This is a genomic window from Pseudomonas sp. HLG18 (assembly GCF_051903985.1).
GTDB classification, from domain to species: Bacteria; Pseudomonadota; Gammaproteobacteria; order Pseudomonadales; family Pseudomonadaceae; genus Aquipseudomonas; species Aquipseudomonas fluorescens_BT.
On sequence record NZ_CP195831.1, the window covers coordinates 5,733,761 to 5,760,444 of the forward strand.

The window sequence follows — 26,684 nt, forward strand, 5'->3', positions numbered from 1 at the left end:
TGAAGTCGTGTTCGGTTGCTTGTTTGGATTATGGATTCGGTCTTGTTCTTTCAGGTCGGTGTAGATCCCGAACATCCCCCAATCGTAGGGTGAGGGGGCTCCAAAGTCTGGCGCAATCACGAAACCACCACGCACAAAAAAGCCCGCAGACAATCACTCGTCTGCGGGCTTCGTTGTCACTGGCCTAAGGTTTAGGCTCGACGTTCATGCATCCGCGCCAGTTGCCGTTCAAGCATCGACGGATAAGGCTCCATCAACCGCTCAACACAGCAGGCACCCTCAGGGCTGGCAATCGGCCGGATCCGTGCACGTTGGCGTATCAGCGCGTCATCACCGATCTTGCGCTCCACCAGCAGCAGGTTGCGGCTGTGTTGCGACAGCGCCAGGGCGTCCTGGGCGGAGTCGGTCAGCAGCAAGTCGATCTGGCTCAGTCCGAACAGTTCGTCGCCCAGGGTCAGGCCCAGCTGCAATTGCAGGGTGATGCCGCTGTCGGCGACTTCGATCTGCAGTTGATGGCCCAGTGCCCGCAGCAGCTCGCCGCAGCAGATGGCGTTGGTCAGGTAATCGTCGCCGCTGTCTTCGGTGTGGAACAGCATCAGCGTGCTGCCGTCATTCAGGGTTTCGATTTCACCCTGGTACAGCGAAGCCGCCTGCTCCAGACAGTCGCGATAGCGCTCCTGCAGCTCTTCCAGACGTGCCCGTGGCAAGCGGCGCAATTGTTCTTGCGAGCCAAGTTGCACGGCCAGCACCGCGGTGTGTTGCGGAACGCTCGGCGTCGGGCGGCGCACCGCCGGTTGCGCGACGTCGTTCAGGGATTCGTCACGCAGGTCAGCAAACGGGTCTTCGTCATCGTCGTCTTCAACGGTGCTGACCACATGGCGTGGCGCAGGTTTCTGCGCGGCCATCGGGCGGCTCTCGTCAAAACTCGGATCGCGCAGGTTGCGCACCTCGAATTCCGGCCCGACGTCATCGTCCTCGAACTCGGGTTCCGGCTCAGGCTCGGGAATGCTTGGCTCCGGAGCGTAACTGGCGTGCAGTTGACGGGCCAGATCGCCGATCTCGTCCTGACGGTCAATCCCCGGCGTGTATTCGTCGATCCGGCGCAGCCACACACGCAATTGCAGCAACGGCGTGGAGATGTGCCGGCCAAGACGCAGGCTCAGGGCCAGGGACAGTGCCAGCAGGATCGCACTCAAAATGCCCATGCTCTGCAGACTGATGGTCATCGGCTGCTGGAACTGGTCCATGTCCAGGCTGATGCGCAATTGCCCGGCGGTCACGTCCTGGAAGGTGATCTTGCTCTCGTACATGCCCTCGGCTTCGCCCAGCAGGCTGTGCTTGGGCCGCTGACCGGACTCGGCGAGGATGCGGTTGTCCACGCTGTAGATGGCGGCGTGGGCCACCAGCTTGTTCTTGGTCAGGTTGTTGAGCAGCACGTTGAGGCTGAGGATGTCGTTGGACACCAGCAGCTCGGTCGCGGAGGTGGCGGTCTGCGTGGTCAGGCTTTCGCCCAGGGCATCGGCCTGCTCGTGCATGGCCTGCTTGAACTGCAAGCCCATCACGCAGGCATAGATCACCAGGGCCAGGGCGACCAGGATCACGTTATGGCTGGCAATGCGCAATGCAATCGGTACACGGCGGTGGCGCAGTGCACGGAAGATCAGCAGGAAGAAGTTATCGGTTTTAACTGGCGTGGGCCGGTTCACTGAGCTCGGCTCTTTTGTCCGTGAAGTTGACGCGCAGTATAGCGACAGGCCCTAGACCGGCAAAGCGCTGGCGGTGCCCGATGGTCACTGAAAGTGGGTAGAATGCGGTTTTTTTCCAGTTGCGGGGGTGCGCGTTGCGCGAAATCGTCCTGATTAACATCACGGGAGTCGACCGTCCCGGTCTGACTGCGGCCATTACCGGCGTTCTGGCCCAGGGTGGTGTGAATATCCTCGACATCGGTCAGGCGGTGATCCATGACATGCTGTCGTTCGGCATCCTCGTGGAAATCCCCGACTCCGAGCCAGGCAATTCTGTGCTCAAGGACATCCTGTTCAAGGGCTACGAGCTCGACCAGCAGGTGCGCTTCACCCCGGTATCCGAAGAGGATTACCAGCAATGGGTGGGCAATCAGGGCAAAAAACGCCACATCGTCACACTGCTGACCCGCAAGGTCACCGCCGGCCAGTTGCAGGCCGTGAGTTCGATCACCGCCAAATACGGCCTGAACATTGACCACATCGACCGTCTGTCGGGGCGCATGCCGCTGGACACTCCCGCGGACAAGGGCAAGGGGTGCATCGAGTTCTCCGTGCGTGGCGAAGCCGCCGATCCGCAGGCCCTGCGCGCCGAGTTCCTCAGCGTTGCCCAGGAACTGAACGTCGATATCGCCTTCCAGGAAGATTCGCTGTTCCGTCGCAATCGTCGCCTGGCGGTGTTCGACATGGACTCGACCCTGATCGAAGCCGAAGTCATCGACGAGCTGGCCAAGGCCGCCGGTGTCGGCGACCAGGTTTCGCAAATCACCGAGCGGGCGATGGCCGGCGAGCTGGACTTCCGCGCCAGCTTCAAGGAGCGTCTGGCACTGCTCAAGGGGCTGGATGTCAGCGTGCTCGATTCGATCGGTGCCTCGCTGCGCCTGACCGAAGGCGCAGAAACCCTGTTCGCCGAACTCAAGCGCCTGGGCTACAAGACCGCGATCCTGTCGGGCGGCTTCACTTACTTCGCCAAGCAATTGCAGGCCAGACTCGGCATCGACTACGTGTTCGCCAACGAGCTGGAAGTGGTCGACGGCAAGTGCACCGGCGTGGCGATCGAGCCGATCGTCGATGCCCAGCGCAAGGCCGATCTGCTGAAACAGCTGGCTGAAAAAGAAGGTTTGCGTCTGGAGCAGACCATTGCCGTGGGCGACGGCGCCAACGACCTGCCAATGCTGGCGATTGCCGGTCTGGGTGTGGCGTTCCGCGCCAAGCCGCTGGTCAAGCAATCGGCGAAGCAGGCGATCTCGACGCTCGGTCTGGATGGCGTGCTGTACCTGTTGGGCTTCCGGGATCGCGACGGGCAGCTCTGAAAGCTCTGCCGCCTGAGCTGCCCCTTCGCGAGCAAGCCCGCTCCCACATCGGAATGCATTTCAAATGTGGGAGCGGGCTTGCTCGCGAAGGGAGCGCCCTGGATTACCTGGTTGTACTCAAAGGGATTTCCACAACGAGTCGAAATCCTCCTCGCTCCCGCCATTCTGCGCGGTCTCCAATGAGCGATAAGCGAACTGATTGAAACTGTGTGTGCTCGCTACTCGCCGATCCAGCCCGGCGCGGTGCTCTTCGCCCTGGGTGTTGATCAGCACTTTGTTGCCTTCCTGAAACGGCAGTCGCGGCGCCAATAGCGTTGCGGGCAAGTCGATGGCGCTGATTTCCGGCAACAGCAAACCTCGCAGGTAATGGCTGTGATCGTCCCGGGTGCGCACCAGTTGCAGGCCGCAGGGCTGGGCGTATGGGGCCACCAGCTCGATACCCATTTGTGTCCCGGCACCACGCACCTGACGGATCCAGCGCACCACGGCAATGCTCCAGCCCTGATTCGTGGTGTCCTGAATGCCGACCATTTCCCCGGTCTGCAATTCGGCGGGCACTTCTTTTGGCCACGCCAGGCAGTAACCGCCCGGACTGTGGTTGATGACCGGCAACGCATAGGTCGGGTAATGCGGCGGGCTGTCAGCGTCGCCTTCGTCGTCGGCCAGCGGTTCGTAGCGGATTTCCTCGTAGGGCAGGAATTCGTCGGCCTTGCTCTGCGGAGCGGCGTCGAAGGCCTGGCTCCAGCTGTCCTTTTCACCTTGAGCCACCGCCTGGCTGAAATTGGCGGCGCGTGAGCCCGGGTGTTTGAGCAATTCGCTGAATGTGCGTTCGCCCCCAAGATAGAAGTGCAGGGCGCTCATGCCGACGCACACAGTCAGGTTGCCCTGGCCGACGGTGCGCTGAAAACTGCGCTCGGCGGCCTCGCCCCAAGTGGCGAGCAGATGTTGCAGGGTGTCGAGGGTCAGGCCGGATGGGACGGGCAGCGGCGTCGAAGTCTCCTGATGCAGCAGGTGAGCCTCGATGGCCTTCACCAGCGGTTGCGGATCGAAGCCGAGCAGGTCGGGCTGTTGTTCGCTGCGAAACTTGCTGCGATAACGCGGGCCGGCGTCGATCTCTGCAGAAATGGCGAACAATCCCTCGCCCGGGGCACCGGGATGCAGTTTCAGCCAGGCGCTCCAGGGCTCGAGCACCTGCGCGAGTTGGGCGATCGGATTCTGCCGCAACTGATTGCAGCGAGCGCTGCCCAGCAGCAGGGCGGCGATATAAGTCTGTTCGACGCTCAGTTCGCCGGCCAGGCTGGCCAGGTCATCGCGGACCCGGCGATGCTGCAGCTGCAAGTCGCAGGCGCAGCGAAACAATTGGTGCAGTTCAAACCACAGCTGTTCCGGCGCCGGGCTGTACAGCTGCGTGGCGCGCAGCAGTTGTCCTTTCAGCGCGTGGGTTGCACGTTGCAGCGCTACGCTCAACAAGGCTGCCCGATCCCTTGTGTATTTGGGGGCGATGCGCAGAACGATCTGTTTGTAGCCGATGGCCAGATGGCTTTGCAGGGCCTGGCACAGGTTGCTGATCTTGCGCGAGCGCTCATCGAGCATGATCGCCTGATGCAGAAAATGTCGCTCAAGGTGCTGGCAGACGAAATACACCTCGGGCCGCAACAGCTCCAGCAGGTGCAGGCGGTTGTCGCTGGGTGTCAGCAATTGATTGAGTTCACCAAGCCCCTGATAGAGCTGGCGCGCGGTTTCGCCGATGTTGGCCTTGGGCAGACCGGCGATCCAGCGCTTGAGGTCGCGCGGGGTGGCTTCACAGAATGACAGGCGCAACAGCGCCGGGATCGGGGCGCTCAGTTGTGGTTGGGATCGAGGCTCACTCATGCCGTGACCAGCTCCGGCGGCGAATAGGGCAATGCCAAAAACTTTAGCAGTTGTGGTCTGTTTCGCAGGCGTTTATCAGGCTTTTTTACCATTGGTCTGCTGGCCTGGTGCCATTTCGGCTGGCGCTACTAGGCTCTCTGGCGTGCGATCGGAAACGCACGGTTGCACGGCTTGCCGCCAACGTCGGGCAGGTCTCTGAAAAACTTCAAGGAGATGAGGTTCATGTCTAAATACGCAGTGGCAAACCAATGGGGCGGTAGTTCGGCACCTTGGCATCCGGGTGGAACCTGGGTCCTGGGCGCGCGGGACAACCAGAAAGTCGTCGCCATCGACATCAAGTCTGGCGATGGCGGCAAAAGTTTCACCGGCACCATGACTTACGCCGGCGAAGGCCCTATTGGCTTCAAGGCTCAGCGCACTGGTCAGAACCAGTACAACGTCGAGAACCAGTGGGGTGGCAACGATGCCCCCTGGCATCCGGGTGGCAAATGGGTGATCGGCGGTCGGGATAACCAGAACGTTATCGCGTTGAGTGTCACGTCGAGTGACGGCGGGAAAAACCTCAGCGGCACCAATACCTACGCCAACGAAGGGCCGATCGGCTTCCGTGGGCAGATAGAGTAACGGCGCTACTCAGGTCGTGTCCGCCCCTTCGCAGACGTGCGCAGGGGCGGATCAGCAGGTTCAGGCGTTCGACAGTGCCAGGGCCTGACCCATCTGTACCGGCGAGCCGGCTTTCAGTTCTTCAACCCACTTCACCTGATCCGGCCCGAACAGCACGATCGCGGTCGAACCCAGCTTGAAGCGCCCCAGTTCCGCACCTTTTTCCAGATGAATCGGCGCACGGGCGGCTTCGTCGTAACGGAAGGTTTTCAGCTCACGCTTCGGCGGCGTGACCAGACCGGCCCACACGGTCTCAATCGAGGCCACGATCATCGCGCCCACCAGCACCACGGCCATCGGTCCGCGCTCGGTGTCGAAGATGCACGCTACGCGCTCGTTGCGGGCAAACAGTTCCGGAACGTTTTCCGCGGTGGTCTGGTTGACCGAGAAGATCCGCCCCGGGATATAGACCATTTCGCGCAGGGTGCCGGCCAGCGGCATGTGCACCCGGTGGTAGTCCTTGGGCGACAGGTAAACGGTGGCGAATTCACCGCCCATGAACGGCGCCGCATTGGCCGCGTCGCCACCCAGCAGTTCCAGCACGCTGAAGCTGTGGCCCTTGGCCTGGAAGATGCGACCGTGCTCGATCGGGCCGAGCTGGCTGATCGCACCGTCGGCCGGGCTGAGGATCGCGCCCGGGGTCGGGTCCAGCGGGCGGGCGCCGTCTTTCAGGGCACGGGTGAAGAAGGCATTGAAGTGCTCGTAAGCGGTGACGTCTTCAACCAGTGCCTGCGACATGTCCACCTGATAACGCTTGGCGAACCAGGTGGTGAAGGCATTCTTGAACCAGCGCACGCGGCACTCGGCAATGCAGCCGGCCAGGCGCGACAGCAAGTGATGAGGCAGCAGGTACTGGCTGATGATAAACAAACGCTCTTTCATGACTGTCCTTAAAAATCCTTAAAGCTCGACGGGGGTGTCGGGGTGGTTGCCCCATTCGCCCCAGGAACCGGCGTAGCCCTTGACCCGCGGATAACCGAGGGCCTTGGCCACCAGATAAGTGAAACCGGACCGGTGATGGGTCTGGCAGTGGGTAATGACTTCTTTGTCCTTGGTGATCCCGAGGTTTTCCAGGATCTGCGGCATGTCGGTACGGATGCGCAGTTGACGCGCCTGGTCCATGCCCGCCGTCCATTCGAAATTGACCGCGCCGGGGATGTGTCCACCTTTGGCTGCGAGGACTTTCTCGCCGGAATACTCCAGCGGCCCGCGAGCGTCCCAGATTGCCAGGTCAGCGGCGCCGAGACGGCTTTGCAAGTATTCACGGGTGGCGGTCGGCTCGTCGTGCAGGGTCAGGGCTACCGGGCCGCCCACCGCTGGAGGAACCTGGATCGACATTGGCGAACCTTCCGCCAGCCACGCCGTCAGGCCGCCGTCGAGGTAGTGGTACTTGTCGTGTCCGATCACGTCGAGCAGCCAGATGAAGCGTCCGGCCCAACCGCCGCCTTCGTCGTCATAGACCACGTAGACCGCGTCCTTGTTGTGGCCCAGCTCGCCGAACAGCTCTTCAAGTTTTTCCTTTGTCGGCAGCAAGCCCGGAGCCGGTGCCAGGCCCAGCTGGGTGCGCTTCGGATCGACGAAGCGTGCGCCGGGAAGGTGACCCTCGGCATAGCGGGCGGCACTGGTCAGATCCACCAGAATCAGATTGCGGTCGTCGAGGCGCGGGAGCAGGTCGCTCGGCTCGATCACCAGCGCCAGGCCAGAGAAGTCAGGCATGTGAGGTCTCCAGAGCACAAAGGGGAAGGATTGTAGCTGTCATTGGCCGCGCTGGCTAAAGCTGTGCAGTGCTTTCTCGATGCACTGCGCGGTTTTGCCGAAGGCTTGTACGGTGATGTCGGCGAACGGCCCGCCGCCCTGGTCGGCGACCACGATCATGATGACCCGGCCGTTGTTCACCAGCGAGCGCAGGAACAGGTGTTCGCCACGAAACAGGGCGCGTAGCGAGGGCGGCAGCAGGGCGGAAAACTGGGCGTTGTTGTCCGGGGTGATCCGCACCTGCGCCTGCTGCGCGAGCAATCGTTGCAGCACGGTGCTCTGGCTGACGACAAAATTGAGCGCAGCAGCTTCCTTCGGCAACCCCGAGGTTTGATGGACGCGCAGATTGGCGTGGCTGCGGTCGGCCATCAGGATCATCACCCGACGCATGCCGCTGGCGACCAGCGCATCGCGTGCGGCGACGGTCAGGCTCATGGCGTTGGTGAAGCGGCTTGGCACGGCCAGCAGCTCGGCGCATTGCCGGCGCCACTGAGTCAGGTCTTCAGCGGACGGCGCCGCAGCCGGCAGCATTCCGGCGGGCAGACGACGGGTGCCCCACGGCCACAGCAGCGAGACCGCCGGGTGCCAGAGGTCGGGCATGAAGTGATGGCGAGCGCTGACAGCGGCCTGTTGGTGCAACTGCTGTTGCACCTCGTCCATCGAGATTTGCAGGTAGAGGCTGGTCAGGTATTGCCAGCGTTCACTGTGCGGACTGTCCCAGGCCTGTTGCGCCGAGAGTGCCAGACCGTTGGCCAGCAGCACGGTGTTGGCTGGCTGGTTGAGCCAGCGGCGCAAGGTCGGGTCGTCATCGAGGCGATTCTGTTGGCGCAGTGGATGATCGACGTCGCGGGCAATGCGCAGGACCTTGACCAGTTCGCGCTGCTCGGTCAGCAGTAGTCGGTAACCTTGCTGCACCCAGATCGGCAGACGCCAGGCTTGCACAAGCGCTTCGCCGATTTTCAGCAGGCGCACGCCGAACAGCTGCTTTTCAACGACTCGCGCTGATTCGCCCTTGTGGATAACCCGCACTTCCCACTCTTCAAGCAATTTGGGAAAGGTCAGCGCCAACGGCCACAGCGGCGACAGAAACAGCAGGCTGCCCCAATGAATGTCCTGCCACAGCCGCGCCAGGCGACTGGCAAAAAAGCCGTTGGCCTGTTGGGTGGCGTGCTGGCTGATCATCTGTATCTGGCGCAAGGCCTGGGGGATTTGAGCCTGGGGTTCGGCGGGCAGGCGTGCCAGCAGTTCTTCGGTGCGGGCCAGACCAAGACGATTGATCGCCACTTCAAGGTTTTCCGCCGGCGCAGTCATGCTGCCCTGGGTGTGACGGTTGGCTTCGCGGATGATGCTCAGGGCCAGTGCCGGGCTGTCCTGCATCAGCTCGGCAATATCGCGCAACGAGCTGCGATTGTCGCGGATGGCACGGCAAACGCGGTCGTGTGCTTCTTGCGGTACCGGCAGGCGCACGCCGTCGAGCAGCTTCACCCAGCCATCGAGTGTGGTCGGTCTTGCGTGTGGGACGTTCGTTTCATTAGCCATGTCTGGACGAGATCTTCACTGACTGTAGACGCGCCCGGCATGGGCTAAATTGGCTTTTCGCCTGAACTGGCTATAGTCTGGCGCAGTTTTGCCGATAAGTAGAAGAAGAGATTTTTTAACTTCCGAATATGACCTTGAACCCGACTTAAACAAGTACCTTTCTACCTATGGCTAAAATTATCGGCATCATCGTCGTATTCGCGAGCGTGCTCGGCGGATACGTGCTCTCCCACGGCAAGATTGCCGCCCTGATCCAGCCCTTCGAGGTGATGATCATCGGCGGTGCGGCACTCGGAGCCTTCCTCCAGGCCAACCCCGGTTACATGACGATGCATGTGCTCAAGAAATCCCTGGGCATGTTCAGTTCGCGTTTCAGCCACACGTTCTATCTGGAAGTGCTGGGCCTGATCTACGAGATCCTCAACAAGAGCCGCCGCGAAGGCATGATGGCCATTGAAGGCGACATCGAAGATGCCGCCGCGAGCCCGATCTTCGCCAAGTACCCGGCGGTGCTGAAGGACGAACGCATGACCGCGTTCATCTGTGATTACCTGCGCATCATGTCGTCCGGCAATATGGCTCCCCACGAGCTGGAAGGCCTGTTCGACATGGAACTGTACAGCCTGAAGGAAGACCTCGAGCATCCGTCCCACGCGGTGAACGGCATTGCCGACGCCATGCCGGGTTTCGGTATCGTCGCGGCGGTACTGGGTATCGTGGTGACCATGGCCTCCCTGGGTGAAGGCGATCAGAAGTCCATCGGTCTGCACGTCGGTGCGGCACTGGTAGGTACCTTCTTCGGTATTCTCGCGGCGTACGGTTTCTTCGGTCCGTTGGCGCACTCCCTGGCCCACGATGCCAAGGAAGAGCTGAACGTCTACGAAGCCATCAAGGCCTCGCTGGTGGCTTCGGCTTCCGGCATGCCGCCGTCGCTGGCTGTCGAGTTCGGTCGCAAGGTTCTGTACCCGGCTCACCGTCCAAGCTTTGCCGAGCTGGAACAAGCCGTTCGCGGTCGCTAAGTCATGGAAAATAACCAGCCGATAATCATCAAGCGCGTCAAGCGCATCGCCGGCGGGCATCACGGCGGGGCGTGGAAGATCGCCTTCGCCGACTTCGCGACGGCGATGATGGCGTTCTTCCTGGTGTTGTGGCTGCTGTCCACCGCGACCCCGGAGCAGAAGATCGCCATCGCCGGTTACTTCAAGGACCCGGTCGGTTTCTCCGAGAGCGGCACGCCGTACATCATCGATCTGGGCGGCACGCCGACCCTGGCGCCGGAAAACACCCTCAACCCTGAAGTGAAGTCTCAGCCGCAACCGGACAAGGTCACAGTCGATACTGAACAGGTTGAAGGCATGGCCGAGCAGGTCGAGAAGGAGCGCCTGGAACTGCTGCTGCAAGAACTGCAGAACAAGGTCGACGAGAACCCGCAACTGCAGAAGTTCAAGGACCAGATCCTGTTCGAAATCACGCCGAACGGCTTGCGTATCCAGATCATGGACGCCGAGAACCGGCCAATGTTCGACTCCGGTTCTGCGCGCCTGAAGCCGTACTTCGAAGACATCCTGCTGGCCATGGCCGACACCATCAAAGCGGTGCCGAACAAGATCAGCATCAGCGGCCACACCGACGCCAAGCCGTACACCGGCACTGGCGACTTCGGCAACTGGGAACTCTCGGCCAACCGTGCCAACGCCGCCCGGCGTGCGCTGGTGGCGGGCAGTTATCCGGATTCGCAAGTGGCGCGCGTGGTGGGTTACGCCTCGTCGGCGCTGTTCGACAAGGAGAACCCGTTCAACCCGGTCAACCGCCGCATCGACATCGTGGTCCTGACCAAGAAGGCCCAGGCCGCCATCGAAGGTTCGCAAGGTGCCGAGCCGGCGAAACCGGCTGAAGGGCAGAACGGTGCCGATCCAGCCAAACCGGTCGACCCGAATGCCTTGCCGGCGGATCAGCAGCCAGTGCCGGCCCACGAGTTGCGCGAACGGTTGAATCTGTTTGACGACCCGCTGCCGAAACCGGTCGAGCCGGGCAGCGCGGCGCCTGCCCCGGCGCCTGCCCCGGCGCCTGCTGCACCGGCCACTGCTCCGGCGCCCGCGCCGAAACAGTGATCCACAAAAAAGCCGCGAGATGATCGCGGCTTTTTTGTGTCTGGCTACTTGAACGCTCAGTAACCGTTTTCCGGCAGGCTGGCAATGATCGAGCGGTAGCTGTTCATTCGCTGCTGCTGGATGCGTCCGTCCTCAAGTGCCTTGAGCAAGGCACAGCCCGGTTCGCGGTCGTGCTTGCAGTCGCGGAAGCGGCAGGTGCCGAGCAGGTCGTCGAACTCGATGAAACCGGCTTCGACATCGGCACGGCTGACATGGCCGAGGCCGAATTCGCGGATGCCCGGGGAGTCGATCAGTTCACCGCCGCCGGGGAAGTGGAACAGCCGTGCGGTGGTCGTGGTGTGGGTGCCCTGGCCGGACAGTTCGGACAGCGGGCCGACACGGGTTTCCACGTCGGGCAGCAGGCTGTTGACCAGCGACGACTTGCCGACACCGGACTGACCGACGAACACGCTTATGCGCCCGTCGAGCTGTTTCTGCAACTGCTCCATGCCGTTGCCATGGTGCGCCGAGACTTCCAGCACCGGATAACCCAGGGTCCGGTACACCGCCAGCAGCGCGTTCAGGGCCGGGGCGTTCTGCTCGTCGATCAGGTCGAACTTGTTCAGCAGCAACAGCGGGCGGATGCCGGCGTGTTCGGCGGCGACCAGATAACGGTCGATCAGGTTGGCATGGGGCTCGGGCAGCGGGGCGAAGACGATGACGATCATGTCGACGTTGGCGGCCACCGGTTTGAGCTGACCACGGCTGTCCGGACGGCACAGCTCGGTGGTGCGCGGCAGTTGCGCGACGATCACGCCGATGCCCTGGTTGCCGGCGCGCCAGACGACGCGGTCGCCGGTTACCAGCGCTGGCAGGTTGGCCCGCAAGTGGCAGCGGAAGACCTGGCCGGCCAGTTCGCCGTCAACGGCCTCGACCTCGACCTGCACACCGAAGTGGGCGATCACCAGGCCATGCTGTTCCGGGCCCAGGTCGCCGCCTTCGAGCGCCTCGACAGCCGAGGACTCGCGTTTGGCGGCGCGGGCGGCGCGCTCGCCCTGAATCTTTTCGATGCGCCAGTTTTGACGACGATTGAGTTGGCGTTTGGCCATGGGTGTTCCGTCTGAAGAATGCAGCGATTAGGTAAAACGGCCGCGAGTTTAGCACGCCCGGGCATCGCCCTAGGCTAAACTGCGCAGCATTGCTCAGGAGCCGAAATATGCAAAACCCGCAGAATCTGATCTGGATCGACCTGGAAATGACCGGTCTGGATCCGGAAAACGACGTGATCATCGAAATGGCCACCATCGTCACCGACAGCGATCTCAACACCCTGGCCGAAGGCCCGGTGATCGCCATCCACCACAGCGACGAAGTCCTCGCCCGGATGGACGAGTGGAACACTCGCACCCACGGCAACTCCGGCCTGACCCAGCGCGTGCGCGATAGCCGCATCAGCATGGCCGAAGCGGAAGCCGAAACCATCACCTTCCTCGAAAAGTGGGTGCCGAAGGGCAAGTCGCCGATCTGCGGCAACAGCATCTGTCAGGATCGCCGCTTCCTTTATACCCACATGAAGTCGCTGGAAAGCTACTTCCACTACCGCAACCTCGACGTCTCCACGCTCAAGGAACTGGCCGCGCGCTGGGCGCCGGACGTGCGTGACAGCTTCAAGAAAGGCAGCACTCACCTGGCGCTGGACGACATCCGCGAATCCATCGCCGAGCTGCAGCACTACCGCAAGCATTTCATCAAGTTCTGAGATCGGCACCCACGCCGGGGCGCCCTCTTTTGGTGCCTCGGCGAAGTGAGTAGACTGCGCGCCTTCCTGCCAGGATCGCCACCATGTTGCTGATGCTCTACCTCGTTGCCATTACTGCCGAAGCCATGACCGGCGCCCTGTCTGCGGGCCGTCGCGGCATGGACTGGTTTGGCGTGGTGCTGATTGCCTGCGTCACGGCATTGGGCGGCGGTTCGGTGCGCGACGTGTTGCTCGGGCACTACCCACTGACCTGGGTCAAACACCCGGAATACCTGGTGCTGACCACGGTCGCGGCGATGATCACCGTGTTCACCGCGCGCTGGATGCGTCACCTGCGTTCGCTGTTTCTGGTGCTCGATGCGGTCGGCCTGGTGGCGTTTACGCTGATCGGCTGCATGACCGCCCTGGAAATGGGCCACGGCATGCTGGTGGCTTCGGTCAGCGGCGTGATCACCGGGGTATTCGGCGGCATCCTGCGCGACATCTTCTGCAACGACATTCCGCTGATCTTTCGCCGTGAGTTGTATGCCAGCGTCTCTTTTGCAGCGGCCTGGTGTTACATGTTGTGCCTGTATCTCAATGTGCCGAGTGAGCAGGCAATCCTGATTACCTTGTTTGGCGGTTTTCTGTTGCGATTGCTGGCGATTCGTTTTCATTGGGAAATGCCAAAGTTTGTCTATAGCGACGAGCATTGATAGTTGTTGCAGTCACGGTTTAATAAACGACCATTTGCAGCCTTTCGGCGGTTTGCAAGTGTATGTTTCTTACATTTTTCGCTTTGCTGATTGTTTTAAGGTCATGTTATTTCTTTTGTTGATGGATTGTTCAATGCCAATCCTTGAATAAAACTCCTCAAAGGAAATGCAACATGAATGAAGATGTGAGCGAAACACAGGGCGGGCAAACCATCGCACCTGTTCTCGAAGGCCTTGCCAGCTTCAAGGTAAAGTTTGATGCTGGCGACAGCACCACCAGCAAATCACTATACGGCAATGGCCGCATGCAGGTGAAAGTGCAAGTTCTGGTGTCCGGAGTGGATGCCAACGGCAACTTCGTGCACGTGCCGGAAAGTGTAATGGATAGCATAGAACTCATTCATTACAGTACCGGCAGGACGTTACGTGACGGCTGGGCGGCGAGCACCGAACAAGGGCGTTACACGCTTGAGACGCAAACGTCGGCGACAGGTGAGGTCGTTTACGACGATGCTGAAAATGACAGCGTTCATCCTCAGGTTCGCACCTTCTGGGTATCCTCATCGGTCGCAGGAACGACCAGGATCGCTGCGCGCCTGTCTCTGAACGGGTTGAGAATTCTCAGTAACGGAACCACGCTGTCCAGCGTCCATGACAGCAGCATTACGATCGAATCCCAAACGCCTCCGGCTTATGCCATTGAACAGTTCCGCTGGTATCAAGCCCGGCGCGGCAATGAGCAACCCGGTAATCGTATCTTCAACTATTATCTGGGGCTTTATCCGCAGGGGCAGCAGATCAAGCTGGTTGATTGGATTGCAGACGGAGCTGAAGCGGGGAAAGACCACGCTTTTGCTGGGGGCAACAAGTTAGAGGAGCCGAGAACCAATTTTATGCGGGCCACTTTTGTCCGCCCGGAACGGAATACTCTGGAGGTGAAACTGCCATTTAATGGCGATCCCATTGCGTATCTTTTCCCCGATGCCATTACAAGAGAGTCAAAAACATACTCTGTAAGGGTCAATGATCACAACGGAGAGCTGACGGTTGTGCAGGCGCTGTCCGAATATTCTGAAATTGCACCTGGTTCCAGGCACGGCGAAATATTTCACTTTCGCGCCATTGATCAACACGGTACCGAGCATCGTTTAGCGTTGAGGCTGGATTTTTATACGCGCAACTTCACGCTTGAACGAGGTTGATAGCATTTTCTGCTGATGCACATTCGGCAGGAGTAGTAGGTATATATGCTCTTTTAACGGCGGATATCGATACTCTGTGATGTTCAATTGTCGGGTATTCGCATAAAAAGTGCAGTACTTATGACTTGTGTTGGCCCCTTGGTTCTGCGGGGGCCAGCGTAAACTACTCCTCAAGGATGAGAACTCAATGGCTGACAAAACGCCAAAGGTCAAAACTGTTCCTGCCCCAAACCATTCACCCGATTTCAGCATCGATGTTTCACATCGACCAACCTCCCCCATTCCAGTAGCACCGCAGGTATCCATGCCGAATCGACTGGAACCGTCGAACCCCTTCCCCCGGCTAGAGGTGGGTGCATTGATGCAGGAGAGCAATGTGAGTGCGAACCCGGTTGCTTTTGCGATCGACGAGCTTGCGATGCTTTCCGCGCCCCGCTCCCTGGCAGATTACCGGATACCTGCTTCAACACTCCTCGGCGACGCCGATGCTCAGGGCATCCGGATGTACAAGGGGCGTCAGTTTGTGGCAGTCGCCGACGGCCATTTCGTGCAAGTGGTCCTGGATGCCGGGAGTGGTCTGCTTCGCGCCACGCAAGCCAGAGAGCTCAACCCTTCCGGTCCGCTATTGAAGCCCGATGGTGAGGGCCGGTTCTGGCTCGCACTGGACAGCAGTGATTCGCGCAATCGTCTCGCAAGGACGGATTCGATACACAGACGGACGGCTGAACTGGTTCGCCGCGTGGGGTATTCGGTGGACGACTTCTCTGAAATTACAATGACACGTGTCCTTGCGGTGAGTGGCATGGATGAAGCGTTGGCGCGTGATTTCCCCATTCATTCTCGTTCCCTCGCGGTGCTCCAGGAAACTCTCAGGCGTTTCAGCCTCGATCGGAAAATCCAGATTTTCTTCACACAACTGCAGCATCCCGATCCGCTGGTTCGCGCCCAGCTCGATCCACAACTGCTGGCGCTGCTGAAGTCGCGCAAGGGCGATCTTGCCGAGAGGGACCGGGCTCTGCTCTTCCAGGATCATGAGCGTGCGTTTGAACTCGACTGTGATGAAAACACGTTGCAGATGCGACGCAGTTTTCCGGAACTGACCAAAACGGTGGCCGAGGCGCTGTGGCAGGACGCAAGCGCCTCCGATCGTCTGTATGTGCACAGTCATTCGGGAATGACACGACAAATGGCAGAAGACGCGCAGCTGGCAATGCGCGATGTGCGTCTGGCAAGAGCCTGTGAAGGGATTTACCTTGATTCGGTATCCAGTTTCGATAGTGATCGGCTGGCGTTGCATATGATCGGCCTCCTTGCGCAATGGCCATCGACAGTTCGTATCGAAATTCGTCACAACGCAAAAGTCGCGACCGCTGTTGGCGATGTTCAGGCGCCGTTCCTTCATGTACTGGTCAGACAGGACGCCGGGTATGTCATCGACAGCCCCGAGGGCGCGTCTGCCAAAGATACGAGCGATCTCTATTCGTCAGTCTGGTTGCGGTTATTGCCCGTTCAGCGTCAGGCGCTCGGTGTCCTGGACGGAGGAGGGCAAGCGTTACGGCAATTGGTGCGTTTACAGCCGTTGCCCTCGCGCCAAGTCGTGAGCGAAGTTCTGGAAATGGCTCCACGGCCGGTTTCTGTCGATCCCGCTGCCTTGCAATACGCGCAAACGGGAGGATTGCGAGGTGGAGCCGATAACGATCCGACATCGGCAAAGTCAGTTGTAGACAGCGTGCGTGAGCTTTATCCGCAACTCAAGGATGAGGAGGTGACGGCGTTTATCAACCGGCGATTGAAGAATGATCCATCCGGCGTGATACAGCGGCTTGAAAAAGAGTTCGCGATGCTGCGTGAAGAACTGGCGATATGGAGTGCCGGTGAGTCATCACCTCATTCGCAATCGTCGGGATGGTCGTCAGCGCCGACACTTGTCGAACAGCGCCAGGCCCGCGAGCAATTCAGCAAGTTGCTGCAGGATATCTGGCAGCGCAAGTCGATTTCGAGATGGGAATATGGTGACTATCATTTTTCTGCTGATGTCGATTTTTCTGGCGAGTTACCAAGGTTATCCACCCGATTCGAATATGTAACAGAGTTAATATTAACCGCAAAAAATCCGGAGGCACGGATCGGTCCATTTCTCGACAGTTTTCCCAACGTTCAATATTTGATGGTGAACGGCGTAAAAATGGAGGACCTTGCGCCAGGGATCTTCCAAATGCGTGAGTTGCGTCAACTTACCTTGAACGGGTGCTCGCTCAGACTTTCTGAAGCAACGGCTGAGGGGCTGGGGAGAATAGAAACGCTGACACTGTTGAATCTGTCACAGAACCCTTTGACGGTGGCTCCGCATGTAGGCTTCATGCAGGATCTGACTGAGTTGATGCTGCATGACGCCAATCTTTCAAATGTGCCTTCGGGAGTAGGAACACTCAAGGAGCTCGAGATATTGACGTTGCAGAACAATAATATTGTCGATGTGGGGGATGAGTTATTCGATATTCTGGATACACAGAATCTATTCATCGGTCTGGTGGGCAACCCCTTGAATAACGCTTCCAGGGAGCGAATTGACCAATATCTTGACCGTTCCAGCATGGATAGAAAAATAGAAATAAAAGTGGAAGAGTATTTTTCAGACTCGGAGTACGAAAGTGACTCTTCAGAAAGTGGGTTCGGGACAGACTCAAGCAGTAGCTGATTGTTGATAAGCGTAACGTTCTGCGTATTTTTCTAACACGATCTGATACGAATGAATAACGTAGCGCTTCATCTTCTGTTATCGGTAAAGCCAGAATAAAGGAGAGAAGCGCTGCGGGGAATGCCGAAACGAAAGGGGTGCGGATGGAAAGCTTGAATTTCGTAATTTGGAGTTTCCCTTTTTGAATGTTTGTTTGCTTTGCCGGGTTTGATGTTAAGGTATTTCCTCGGATGGCCTGTTCATAATTTGTCGAGTGTCTTGGCTGTTATTGTTGTTTTAGTCATGCGTCAATACTTGGGCGCGTCCTTGTATGGACGTCATGTATTTATTAGCCAAGGTGTTATTGAATGTCTGACGAACAACTTAGTATTTCCCGTATCGAAGTTAAACTCGACGCTACCAAGTCTGGCCAGCACAAAGTGCTTTACGCCAACGGTCGCATGCAAGTGCGTGTGTTGGTGCTTGTACAAGGAGCCGATAGCAATGGTGATGGCGTGTCACTGTACGGGCATCCCGCCTTGCAGACACTGCGGCTGATTGCCTATAACGGTGCTCGGCCTCTGGAAGGTGACTGGAGTGTATCCAGGCAGGAGAACCGGTTTGCCCACGAAATGTCGGGTGGGGCGCCGCGCGTTACAGAAGTTCGCCAAGTCAAGGACAATCGAATCAGTGATGATTCCGATCCTGTGCAAGTATTTGAATTTTGGGTTTCCGCCTCCCGGCCTGGAATCATGGAAGTGGCTGCCGAAATAGCCATGGATAACGTGACGCTGCGAACGAACGGAATTGGCTTCGATAGCAGTGTCACGCTGGAAGCTATTCCGCCGAGAGTGTATTCGCTAAACAGTTTTTCGCTGAATAAATATGAAGAGAAGCAGCAGAGGGCCTCTTACGACTGGATCCAGCTTTACCATATTGGACTGCACGCAGAGGGCAGACAGGTTCATCTCCTCGACTGGTACAGCAGTGAGGTCAAGCTTGATCCTTATGATTCTGAAATGGCGGCGCTGGTCTACGTGTCCGGAAATATTCCCGATACACGGGACGGACGCAGAAACTTTTACGGTTACATGGCGCCGATTTATGGGCAGAAAACAACGTTTCGCAGTCCGCTGGGCTATGTGACCGTACCTATTAACAAAGTGCCCGGCCAGTTGACACTTGTTCAGTACATTTCCGCTGACTTTCAAGTGGCACGGGAAAATGAAAGTGCATTCGAGTTTGCAGTGCTTGATGAGTTCGGCTCGGAACACAGGCTTTCGCTCGATGGTGACAAGGAACAGCGTACCTTTATTTTGGGCGAGTCCCGGCGGTCAATGAAACAGCTTGCCTGATTTTGTCAGGTGGCCAGCCGGTGTTCACTGGTCACTTGATTTGCCAATATCTGAATATGGAAATAAAGGACGTCTTTTTCAATGGAAAGTAATTCATCTTCCAATGCTCACTCCAATGCTTTCAACTTCGGTGAGTTTGTTTCTGGAGGCGTTGACCCTCGCACCGGAATGTATACGTGTTCATTTTCGCTGGGCAAGTTGCACTCGGCGGGTCTGAATGGCCCTGAGCTTGCACTGACATTGGGTTTCAATCCACTGAATCAAGTGGATACCGGTTTCGGCGTCGGCTGGTCTTTGACCATGACGCATTACGACTTGCGCAGCAAGGTCATGACGCTGGCAAACGGTGAACGCTATAAGGCTGTGGAGACGTCTGCCGGCCTGAAGTTCAGGGAAATGAAACTGCAAACCGCCAAGGTGCTGGAGACGGGGGGCGGACGCTATGAAGTCCGGTACAAGGATGGTCGGCGTGAGTTGCTCAAGGTTCAGGCCGGCACCCAGGTCGCGGTAGTAGAAAAAATCATTGCCCCGAACGGTGTGAGCATCACGCTGAAGCATGTGTTGTTCAATCAGTTTCCCATGTTGGTTGAAGTCAATGACACCCAGCGATGCCTGCTGAAAATCACACGCAAGGCAGGTCAGGTGATACTGACCCGGCATCCTGGTACTTCGGTCGCTACCGATTACGGACTGGTCCTGAAAAATAGTCGGGTAACGGCCATCGAGCTTCCGGTCGGCAAAGGCTGGGAGCTGGAATATGAGGTCATTGATCAGGCCATCTATTTGTGGCGCGTCGTCAATCCGTTGCGCGGTGTCGAATTCATTCGCTACAAGCGCCAGGGTCACCTCTTCGTAAACGGCGTGGAGCGGTCACTGCCATTTGTCATCGCTCACGATATTTATCCGGGGCACCACCAACCCAGGCTCTGCAAGGAATACTCGTATTCCGACCATAACTTTCTCGGGCAGGGCCTCATCCCGACCAGAAGCAATGACGGAGATCCTCTCTACCTGGCGCCCGCCAACTACGTCTATTCCTCGACCGAGCGGTTGGTGGTCAAGGGGGCTGTGCACACCCTTGTCAACCGCACTTACAACAAGTTCCATTTGTTGACCGCAGAGGTCACTACAAGAGGTGATGCCAAGACCTCAGTCGCCACCGAATACCATTGTTCCGTCACCAAGCCATTCAATGAGCAGCCGGCTCAGTTCCGCATGCCAAAGATTCAGACGGTGACTTATCTCGACCGACGCACCCAACAGACGCGTCAGGAAACCACCGTCACTGAGTTCGATGGTGAAGGCAACTTGCTCAAACTTGTCGAGCCGAATGGAATGACCACTTTGTCGGAGTTTTATCCGGCAAGCGGTGGGGACAACTGTCCAGAGGATCCGATGGGCTTCGCCAGGTTCCAGAAAAAGAGGACAGTCATCCCGGCAGACGGGGGAGGGAACTCGACTGTTACCTACTACGACTATGCCCTGCATCCTGCGCTGGAAGGTGCAGAGCTGGCCTTCGTCCTGCCAGTTGAGGAGCGTTTTTTCGAGCTTGTGGAGGGGGTTGAGATCCAGCGGTCGAAAACCGAAAAAAGTTACCTGAATACGCCGCAGGACCCGTTCAAACATGGGGCCACGCAAGAGCAAAGCGTCACCCGTAACGATAAAAAGACCCGTACTGAATTTTCCTATGAGCTCAAGGACACCCGGCTGGAGGTAAAGTCCAGTACATACGGATTTGATGGAACGCTTCAGACCAGTGAAAAAGTGCTCTCGACGCTGACTGGATTACAGGTCTCGGAAATCGGTGTCGATGGCGAGCACATTGAGTATGAGTACGACGCAATCGGCCGGGCAGTATGCAAGACGGTTGCCCCTGGAACGCCCTTCGCGAGCTCTACTCAGTGGTCTTATATATCCGCCAGCCAGAAACTGCCGGCCACAATAGTGGGAACGAATCCCGCTGGCGGCGAGCAACGCGTAAGTGTTGACGGCCTGGAACGGGTGATCACTGTTGCGGAAAAGGACTGTGACCATCCGGACAGGGAGGGACTTATTCAGACTCGCACCCTTTATTCCGCGGTTCATGATTCGGCGGGTAACAGGATACAAGTGACACTGACCGATTGGCGCGACGGCAAACCTTGTCCAGTGGTGACTCGCTACGAATTCGATGACTGGGGCCAGGTCTGCAAGACGCTCCATGCCGATGGGCGCATCGAACACAGCGAGGTCGATCCGGTCGCTCGCCAGCAAACGAATTGGCTTCAAGGGATGGGCAAGACAGTCACCCTCGTCAACTCGTTCGGAAAGCCTCTGAGTGTCGAGAGCTTCAACCTCAAGAACAGCAGTCTGGGCAAAACGGTTTACACCTATGACGGCCTCGGGCGCACGACCACCGAGACCGATCCCGCCGGCAATACCACACGCTATGAATATGACGTCTTCGACCGGATGACCCGCAGCGTCCTGCCCGATGCCAGCGAGGTGGTAACCGATTACGCCGATCACAGTGACGAAGCGCTGCCGGCCTGCATCCAGGTCGACGGCAAAATGTTGGGCCGGCAAACCTATGACGGCTTGAATCGTCTCACGCAAAGCACAGTGGGCGGGCGCAAGTCCGAAGCCGGTTATGAAGCGGGCTTCCGTCAGCCGCAGTGGCACAAGAGTCCCGACGGCAAGAAAACCGAATTCACCTATTTGCGTGAGCTGGGCGGTTTACTGACCGAGCGCAAGGCGGGTGCGTTGCTCACAACCATGACTTACGACCCGGTCAATGGTCATCCCCTGACCTGCAGTGAAAACGGCAGAGAGCGTCGTTTTACGTATTACCCTTCCGGGCGCATCAAATCCGAAACGACCACTTACGGGGTGATCAGTAAATCAACTTCCTTTACCTATTCTCTCGAGGGGCGACCGCTCACCTATATCGATGTGCTGGGGACGGAGCGCAGATCCGAATACGATGATCACGGTCGTCTGCTATCAACCTTGCAGGGTTCACTGAAAACCGAATTCCACTACAACCTTCAGACCGGGTTGCTGGAATGGACAATGACCGAAGAGACTTCGCTCAAGCGTCAAATGATCACCCGGTTTGCCTACGATGATATCGGTCGTGAAACATGCCGTACTTTCGAGGTCAAGGGCCAGCCCGATCAGACGCTGGTGTCGACCTATACACTGGCTGGCAAACTGGCGCGGAAGGTGTCCAGCCGCGGTACGCAAGTGTTGCGCGATGAACAGTTTTCCTACGACAGGCGCGGGCGTCTGATCCAGTACGACTGCGCCGGAACCCACAAGCCCCGGGATCCCTATGGCAAGGAGATTGTTCAGCAGGCGTTCACATTCGATGCGCTGGATAACCTGCTCACCGTACAGACGCGCTTCCCGCTGGGTGTGAACCTGACTACCTTTGGTTATGACAACCCGGACCCTGCGCAACTCAGCTCGGTCAAGCATTCACACGTCGACTATCCCTCGGCAGTGACCCTGGAATATGACGCCAACGGCAGGATGATCAAGGATGATCAGGCGCGAACCCTGGCCTATGACGCGTTCGGGCGACTCGAGCAATTGACCGGTGCAGGAGGCAAGGTCATTCGCGGCTACCATTACGACGGGTTCGACCAACTGGTTGAACTGGCGCAACCGGATACGGTAACTACCCAGCGTTATTACCATGAAGGCCGGATCACCCATGAAGTCAGCGGTAATCGTTCATCCAGCGTCGTGCGTCACGGTGGATTGCTTGTAGGGCAGCAACAACTCGGATTGAGCTCCGGTATTCAGCTGTTCGGCACCGATCAGCAGCAAAGTGTGTTGGCTCAACTGGGTGAGGAGCATCTGACCGATTGCGCTTACAGCCCTTATGGGCACCGTCCCGCCGAAGGTGGCTTGTTCAGTCTGGCGGGCTTTAACGGCGAGCAACTGGACCCGGCTACCGGTCTGTATCTGTTGGGCAATGGATACCGAGCCTATAGCCCGACCTTGATGCGCTTTCTCAGCCCCGACAGCATGAGTCCGTTTGGTGAAGGCGGATTGAATGCCTACGCCTATTGCCTGGGCGACCCTGTCAATCGTATTGACCCCACTGGACACATCTCCTGGCAAACCATCCTGGGCGTTGGATTGAGCGTTTTCGGGATTGTTGCCAGCGTATTGACGATGGGAGCGACGACGCCCTGGGCAGTGGCGGCCTTGGGGCTGGCCGTTACTTCGGGCTTGTCGAGTATTGCCAGCGAGGTGGTCAATGAGCTGGAGCCGGAATCTCAAGCGGGGAATATATTGGGCTGGATCACCTTTGGTCTTGGACTGGCTTCGTTCGGGGCTGGGCTGGGGGCGGGTGCCAGAGCGGGCATTAATGCGGGCAGGAAACTCGCTGGCGCCTGGGCGCAAGGGGCGAGTGGCAAGGGGGCAGGCGCTGCGGGCAAAGAGATGGCCAAAGGAATGATCAAGGGAAAAGGAGCCAAGGCTGCAGCAAAAGCCAGGAAAGCCGCTGAGCCGGTTGCCGAAGAAGTGAAGTGGACACTGGTCAGGCCCAAAGCCAAGATGAATATTGTCAGAATAGAAGCGCGCAAGGCCACGGAAGACAGAGCTGAACTGTTCATGAAACATATCGAGGCGGGTAATTCCCCGACCTCCGCCGCCGCGCTCATACACGCCGACTATACGCCAATGTATGGTCCCGCCAGTTCCGGGGCAAAGCCGATGCATCTTTACTTATCGCAGGGGGATCGCATTTATCTGACGGAAAACACCAAGCACAAGATTGTCACCATCAAGCAGGTGGGTGGCCACTACAACGAAAAAAAATAGGTGCGAATAACGCACCCGGACAGCGACGGGCATGAGGCAACGACACTCAATGTCCAGACTGCGGCTTGAGCACCGTGTCTGCAGGTTTTGCCTGTGCTGATCGTGAGTGTTGTTCAAGCGCCCATTCCACATGCTCTCTCACTAACTCTGACGGATAATCCCGTCGCGCCTTCAACGCTTCCAGCACCGGAATCGTTGAAGGCGCATTCCCCAGACCCACCGCCAGATTGCGCAGCCAGCGTTCGTAACCCGCCCGGCGCAACGGCGAGCCTTCGGTACTGCTCAAAAACTTGTCTTCATCCCACAGAAACAGCTCGGCGAGTTCGGCATTGTCCAGATTGTGCCGTGGCTTGAAATCGCTTTCGCCGGAGGGGCGGGCGAAGCGGTTCCACGGGCAGCAGATCTGGCAGTCGTCGCAGCCGAACACCCGGTTGCCGATCAGCGGTCGCAGGTCTTCGGGAATAGCGTTCTTCAACTCGATGGTCAGGTAGGAAATGCAGCGTCGCGCATCCAGCACATACGGGCCGACGAAGGCGTTGGTCGGACAGATGTCGAGGCACGCGGTGCAGCGCCCGCAATGTTCGCTGCTGTGGGGTTCATCCACCGGCAAGGGCAGGTCGACGAACAGTTCGCTGAGAAAGAAGTAACTGCCGGCCTTGCGGTTGAGCACCAGAGTGTTTTTGCCGATCCAGCCCAGGCCGGCCTGTTCGGCGATGGCTTTTTCCAGCACCGGAGCGCTGTCGACGAAGGCGCGGAAGCCGAACGGACCGATCTCGGATTGAATCCTGTCCGCCAGTTGTTGAACGCGTTTACGGATCAACTTGTGATAATCGCGGCCCAAGGCATAACGCGAGATGTAGGCCTTTTCCGGTTTGGCCAGCAATTGTGCCATTTGCGTGTCGCCCGGCAGGTAGTCCATGCGCAGGGAAACGACACGCAAGGTGCCCGGCACCAGTTCTTCGGGGTGCGAGCGTTTGCTGCCGTGGGCACCCATGTAATCCATTTCGCCGTGGTAGCCGGCCTCGAGCCAGCGTTGCAGGTGCTGCTCATGCTCGGCCAGGTCCAGACCGCTGATGCCGACTTGCTGGAAGCCCAGCTCGCGGCCCCAGTCCTTGATGGATTGGGCGAGGGCAGGCAGATCTGTGGTGATGGCGGACATGAGGCGAGAGAAACCGGAGCTGAGGTGCGTATAATTCTGCCAGACATCGGAGCCCGAAGACGCATGCCGCACACTAAAGATCAATTACCCGACGCGCTGTACCGCGCCGCGCAGGTGCGCGAACTCGACGCACGGCTGATCGCCGCCGGCACGCCGGGCTTCGAATTGATGCAGCGTGCCGCCCATGCCACCTGGCGCGCGCTGGTGCGCCAATGGCCGGCCGCGAATGAAATGACGGTGCTGGCCGGGCACGGCAACAACGCCGGCGATGGTTATCTGGTGGCGGCGCTGGCCCATCGGGCGGGTTGGCAGGTTCAGGTGCTGGCTGTCGGCGAGCCGCAGCGTCTGAAGGGCGATGCCGCGGTGGCGCACGCCGAAGCCGTGGCTGACGGCGTCTCGATTGCCCCGTGGGATGTGTCCTGCGAGTTGCGCGGTATCGTTGTTGACGCGTTGCTCGGCACGGGCCTGAGCGGTGACGTGCGTGAGCCTTATGCCTGCGCGATTGCGGCGATCAATGGCAGCGGACTGCCGGTGGTGGCGGTCGATATCCCTTCCGGGTTGTGTGCTGATACCGGTCATGCTCTGGGTGATGCAGTGCGCGCCGACCTCACCGTGACCTTCATCGGCCTGAAACTCGGGCTGTTTACGGGCGCGGCAGCGGATCACGTCGGCGAACTGCTGTTTAACGATCTGCAGGCTTCGACCGAAACCTTCAGTGACATTCCTGTCGCCGCTCGCCGGCTCAACGTGACTAACCTTCCGCATCTGGCTGCCCGTGCGCCGGCTGCGCACAAGGGGCGTTTCGGTCATGTGCTGCTGATCGGCGGCGATCACGGTTTTGGCGGGGCAATTCTGCTCAGCACCGAAAGCGCCTTGCGCAGCGGGGCCGGGATGGTGTCGCTGGCGACCCGCCCGGAACATGTGCCGGCGGCGTTGAGCCGGGTGCCGGAAGCCATGGCGCTGGGCGCTTCTTCGGCCAATCAATTGATGGGGCTGCTGGAAAAGGTGTCCGTATTGGTGGTCGGCCCGGGGCTTGGGCAGGCCAGTTGGGGCAGGGCACTGCTCTCGGCCGCCGCCAATGCACCGCTGCCGCAAGTGTGGGATGCCGATGCGTTGAATCTGCTGGCGTCCGGCTTCGTTACTCTGCCCAACGATTGCGTGATCACACCGCATCCGGGTGAAGCGGCGCGCTTGCTTGGGATCAGCACGGCAGAAGTGCAAGCGGATCGTCCGGCCGCCGCGCTGGCGTTGAGCAAAAAATATACAGCGGTGGTGGTGCTCAAGGGCGCCGGCAGTCTGATCGCTCATCCCGACGGGCGTCTGGCGTTGTGTCATCAAGGCCATCCGGCGATGGCCACTGCGGGGCTCGGCGATGTGCTGGCCGGTCTGGTCGGAGCGTTACTGGCTCAAGGCATGGACGTCTTCGATGCGGCTTGCCTGGCGGTCTGGCTGCACGCCAACGCCGGAGCGCAACAAGGTAAATTCGGCCGTGGGCTGGCGGCCAGTGATCTCATTCCAGCCATTCGTCAGTTGTTGGAGGAGCATGCACCGTGTCTGAAGTAACCCTGTACGTGGCCGATGAACAGGCAATGAGCGACTTTGGTGCACGGATCGCCCGCGTAACCGGGGGGCATGGCCTGATCTTCCTTGAGGGCAACCTCGGCATGGGCAAAACTACGCTGTCGCGGGGCATCATTCGCGGGCTGGGGCACGTGGGTGCGGTGAAAAGTCCGACCTTCACGCTGGTCGAGCCCTACGAGATCGGTGACGTCCGCGCCTTTCACTTTGATCTGTATCGTCTGGTCGATCCGGAAGAGTTGGAGTTTCTCGGCATTCGCGACTATTTCGAAGACGACGCCCTGTGCCTGATCGAGTGGCCCGATAAAGGTGCAGGCTTTTTGCCAAAGCCTGACCTGACCATTACCATTAGCCCGCAAGACAGCGGGCGTTCGCTGACTATTTTGTCCCAGGGCTCGCGTGGCGAGGCCTGGTGTGCCGCTTTGGCATTGGAAACCAATTAAATGATGGGGTTAGGTATGCGCTTTCGC

At 58.9% G+C, this 26,684-nt stretch carries 19 protein-coding genes; 12 read left to right on the plus strand and 7 right to left on the minus strand.

Annotated features, from left to right (window positions below):
• Positions 1-191 precede the first annotated feature (191 nt).
• The gene (locus tag ACSPX5_RS26320) at positions 192-1,706 is read right to left on the minus strand and encodes an AhpA/YtjB family protein (protein WP_169428589.1); all 1,515 of its coding nucleotides are present in this window, start codon (positions 1,704-1,706) and stop codon (positions 192-194) included.
• Positions 1,707-1,840: 134 nt separating this feature from the next.
• Between ACSPX5_RS26320 and serB the strand changes: the two genes are divergently transcribed.
• Complete coding sequence (gene serB, locus ACSPX5_RS26325; protein ID WP_169428590.1) at positions 1,841-3,055, plus strand: phosphoserine phosphatase SerB; 1,215 nt, start codon at positions 1,841-1,843, stop codon at positions 3,053-3,055.
• A 117-nt stretch (positions 3,056-3,172) separates the two neighbouring features.
• Here the strand turns inward: serB and ACSPX5_RS26330 are convergent, their stop codons facing one another.
• Positions 3,173-4,927 carry a molecular chaperone gene (locus ACSPX5_RS26330; RefSeq protein ID WP_439820548.1) on the minus strand — a complete coding sequence of 585 codons (1,755 nt, stop codon included), beginning with the start codon at positions 4,925-4,927 and terminating at the stop codon, positions 3,173-3,175.
• A gap of 222 nt (positions 4,928-5,149) precedes the next feature.
• Here ACSPX5_RS26330 and ACSPX5_RS26335 point away from each other — a divergent pair, with 222 nt between their 5' ends.
• Positions 5,150-5,551 (plus strand): lectin OAA family protein, encoded by a 402-nt coding sequence (locus tag ACSPX5_RS26335; RefSeq protein WP_207865594.1) that lies wholly within the window; start codon positions 5,150-5,152, stop codon positions 5,549-5,551.
• Between the two features lie 60 nt (positions 5,552-5,611).
• On the opposite strand, the gene asd is transcribed toward ACSPX5_RS26335, so the two are convergent.
• Genes asd through ACSPX5_RS26350 form a run of 3 tightly spaced genes read right to left on the minus strand, consistent with a single transcriptional unit; the run spans position 5,612 to position 8,884 of the window.
• Positions 5,612-6,472 (minus strand): archaetidylserine decarboxylase, encoded by an 861-nt coding sequence (gene asd, locus ACSPX5_RS26340; protein WP_169428593.1) that lies wholly within the window; start codon positions 6,470-6,472, stop codon positions 5,612-5,614.
• 18 nt (positions 6,473-6,490) lie between these two features.
• Positions 6,491-7,306, minus strand: coding sequence for a rhodanese-like domain-containing protein (locus ACSPX5_RS26345; protein ID WP_169428594.1), 816 nt, complete (start codon positions 7,304-7,306; stop codon positions 6,491-6,493).
• A 39-nt stretch (positions 7,307-7,345) separates the two neighbouring features.
• A complete protein-coding gene (locus ACSPX5_RS26350; RefSeq protein WP_323161978.1) occupies positions 7,346-8,884 on the minus strand; it encodes an HDOD domain-containing protein in 1,539 nt (512 codons plus the stop codon).
• A gap of 167 nt (positions 8,885-9,051) precedes the next feature.
• Here ACSPX5_RS26350 and motA point away from each other — a divergent pair, with 167 nt between their 5' ends.
• Together motA and motB are read left to right on the plus strand one after the other, a co-directional pair.
• Entirely contained in the window at positions 9,052-9,903 is an 852-nt protein-coding gene (motA, locus tag ACSPX5_RS26355) for a flagellar motor stator protein MotA (RefSeq protein WP_169428596.1), read from the plus strand.
• Between the two features lie 3 nt (positions 9,904-9,906).
• On the plus strand, positions 9,907-10,995 hold the full coding sequence (motB, locus tag ACSPX5_RS26360; protein WP_439820549.1) for a flagellar motor protein MotB: 1,089 nt from the start codon (positions 9,907-9,909) through the stop codon (positions 10,993-10,995).
• 56 nt (positions 10,996-11,051) lie between these two features.
• Here the strand turns inward: motB and rsgA are convergent, their stop codons facing one another.
• Positions 11,052-12,083, minus strand: a complete 1,032-nt coding sequence (rsgA, locus tag ACSPX5_RS26365) for a small ribosomal subunit biogenesis GTPase RsgA (protein ID WP_169428598.1) — start codon at positions 12,081-12,083, stop codon at positions 11,052-11,054.
• Between the two features lie 107 nt (positions 12,084-12,190).
• Here rsgA and orn point away from each other — a divergent pair, with 107 nt between their 5' ends.
• The 6 genes from orn to ACSPX5_RS26395 all read left to right on the plus strand — a co-directional run bounded on the left by orn (position 12,191) and on the right by ACSPX5_RS26395 (position 23,477).
• Positions 12,191-12,733, plus strand: coding sequence for an oligoribonuclease (gene orn, locus ACSPX5_RS26370; RefSeq protein ID WP_439820550.1), 543 nt, complete (start codon positions 12,191-12,193; stop codon positions 12,731-12,733).
• A gap of 83 nt (positions 12,734-12,816) precedes the next feature.
• A complete protein-coding gene (locus tag ACSPX5_RS26375; protein ID WP_439820551.1) occupies positions 12,817-13,428 on the plus strand; it encodes a trimeric intracellular cation channel family protein in 612 nt (203 codons plus the stop codon).
• Between the two features lie 173 nt (positions 13,429-13,601).
• Complete coding sequence (locus tag ACSPX5_RS26380; protein ID WP_439820552.1) at positions 13,602-14,630, plus strand: hypothetical protein; 1,029 nt, start codon at positions 13,602-13,604, stop codon at positions 14,628-14,630.
• A gap of 187 nt (positions 14,631-14,817) precedes the next feature.
• Entirely contained in the window at positions 14,818-17,328 is a 2,511-nt protein-coding gene (locus ACSPX5_RS26385; protein ID WP_439820553.1) for a hypothetical protein, read from the plus strand.
• Between the two features lie 347 nt (positions 17,329-17,675).
• Positions 17,676-18,662 (plus strand): hypothetical protein, encoded by a 987-nt coding sequence (locus ACSPX5_RS26390; protein ID WP_439820554.1) that lies wholly within the window; start codon positions 17,676-17,678, stop codon positions 18,660-18,662.
• An 81-nt stretch (positions 18,663-18,743) separates the two neighbouring features.
• Positions 18,744-23,477, plus strand: coding sequence for an RHS repeat domain-containing protein (locus ACSPX5_RS26395; RefSeq protein ID WP_439820555.1), 4,734 nt, complete (start codon positions 18,744-18,746; stop codon positions 23,475-23,477).
• A 46-nt stretch (positions 23,478-23,523) separates the two neighbouring features.
• On the opposite strand, the gene queG is transcribed toward ACSPX5_RS26395, so the two are convergent.
• Positions 23,524-24,636 (minus strand): tRNA epoxyqueuosine(34) reductase QueG, encoded by a 1,113-nt coding sequence (gene queG / locus ACSPX5_RS26400; protein WP_207865602.1) that lies wholly within the window; start codon positions 24,634-24,636, stop codon positions 23,524-23,526.
• Between the two features lie 63 nt (positions 24,637-24,699).
• On the opposite strand from queG, the gene ACSPX5_RS26405 reads away from it, so the two are divergent.
• Both ACSPX5_RS26405 and tsaE read left to right on the plus strand, forming a co-directional pair.
• Entirely contained in the window at positions 24,700-26,199 is a 1,500-nt protein-coding gene (locus ACSPX5_RS26405) for an NAD(P)H-hydrate dehydratase (RefSeq protein ID WP_439820556.1), read from the plus strand.
• Positions 26,187-26,657, plus strand: a complete 471-nt coding sequence (gene tsaE / locus ACSPX5_RS26410; protein ID WP_169428605.1) for a tRNA (adenosine(37)-N6)-threonylcarbamoyltransferase complex ATPase subunit type 1 TsaE — start codon at positions 26,187-26,189, stop codon at positions 26,655-26,657. The genes ACSPX5_RS26405 and tsaE overlap by 13 nt, the downstream gene beginning before the upstream one ends.
• Positions 26,658-26,684: the final 27 nt, after the last annotated feature.

What these genes read in the sequence shown, in the direction of transcription:
- ACSPX5_RS26335 (WP_207865594.1), top strand. Translation starts at nt 5,150, where the DNA reads ATGTCTAAATACGCAGTGGCAAACCAATGGGGCGGTAGTTCGGCACCT.
- motA (WP_169428596.1), top strand. Translation starts at nt 9,052, where the DNA reads ATGGCTAAAATTATCGGCATCATCGTCGTATTCGCGAGCGTGCTCGGC.
- motB (WP_439820549.1), top strand. Translation starts at nt 9,907, where the DNA reads ATGGAAAATAACCAGCCGATAATCATCAAGCGCGTCAAGCGCATCGCC.
- ACSPX5_RS26330 (WP_439820548.1), bottom strand. Translation starts at nt 4,927, where the DNA reads ATGAGTGAGCCTCGATCCCAACCACAACTGAGCGCCCCGATCCCGGCG.
- ACSPX5_RS26395 (WP_439820555.1), top strand. Translation starts at nt 18,744, where the DNA reads ATGGAAAGTAATTCATCTTCCAATGCTCACTCCAATGCTTTCAACTTC.
- ACSPX5_RS26375 (WP_439820551.1), top strand. Translation starts at nt 12,817, where the DNA reads ATGTTGCTGATGCTCTACCTCGTTGCCATTACTGCCGAAGCCATGACC.
- rsgA (WP_169428598.1), bottom strand. Translation starts at nt 12,083, where the DNA reads ATGGCCAAACGCCAACTCAATCGTCGTCAAAACTGGCGCATCGAAAAG.
- ACSPX5_RS26405 (WP_439820556.1), top strand. Translation starts at nt 24,700, where the DNA reads ATGCCGCACACTAAAGATCAATTACCCGACGCGCTGTACCGCGCCGCG.
- ACSPX5_RS26350 (WP_323161978.1), bottom strand. Translation starts at nt 8,884, where the DNA reads ATGGCTAATGAAACGAACGTCCCACACGCAAGACCGACCACACTCGAT.
- ACSPX5_RS26385 (WP_439820553.1), top strand. Translation starts at nt 14,818, where the DNA reads ATGGCTGACAAAACGCCAAAGGTCAAAACTGTTCCTGCCCCAAACCAT.
- asd (WP_169428593.1), bottom strand. Translation starts at nt 6,472, where the DNA reads ATGAAAGAGCGTTTGTTTATCATCAGCCAGTACCTGCTGCCTCATCAC.
- ACSPX5_RS26390 (WP_439820554.1), top strand. Translation starts at nt 17,676, where the DNA reads ATGTCTGACGAACAACTTAGTATTTCCCGTATCGAAGTTAAACTCGAC.
- ACSPX5_RS26380 (WP_439820552.1), top strand. Translation starts at nt 13,602, where the DNA reads ATGAATGAAGATGTGAGCGAAACACAGGGCGGGCAAACCATCGCACCT.
- orn (WP_439820550.1), top strand. Translation starts at nt 12,191, where the DNA reads ATGCAAAACCCGCAGAATCTGATCTGGATCGACCTGGAAATGACCGGT.
- queG (WP_207865602.1), bottom strand. Translation starts at nt 24,636, where the DNA reads ATGTCCGCCATCACCACAGATCTGCCTGCCCTCGCCCAATCCATCAAG.
- ACSPX5_RS26345 (WP_169428594.1), bottom strand. Translation starts at nt 7,306, where the DNA reads ATGCCTGACTTCTCTGGCCTGGCGCTGGTGATCGAGCCGAGCGACCTG.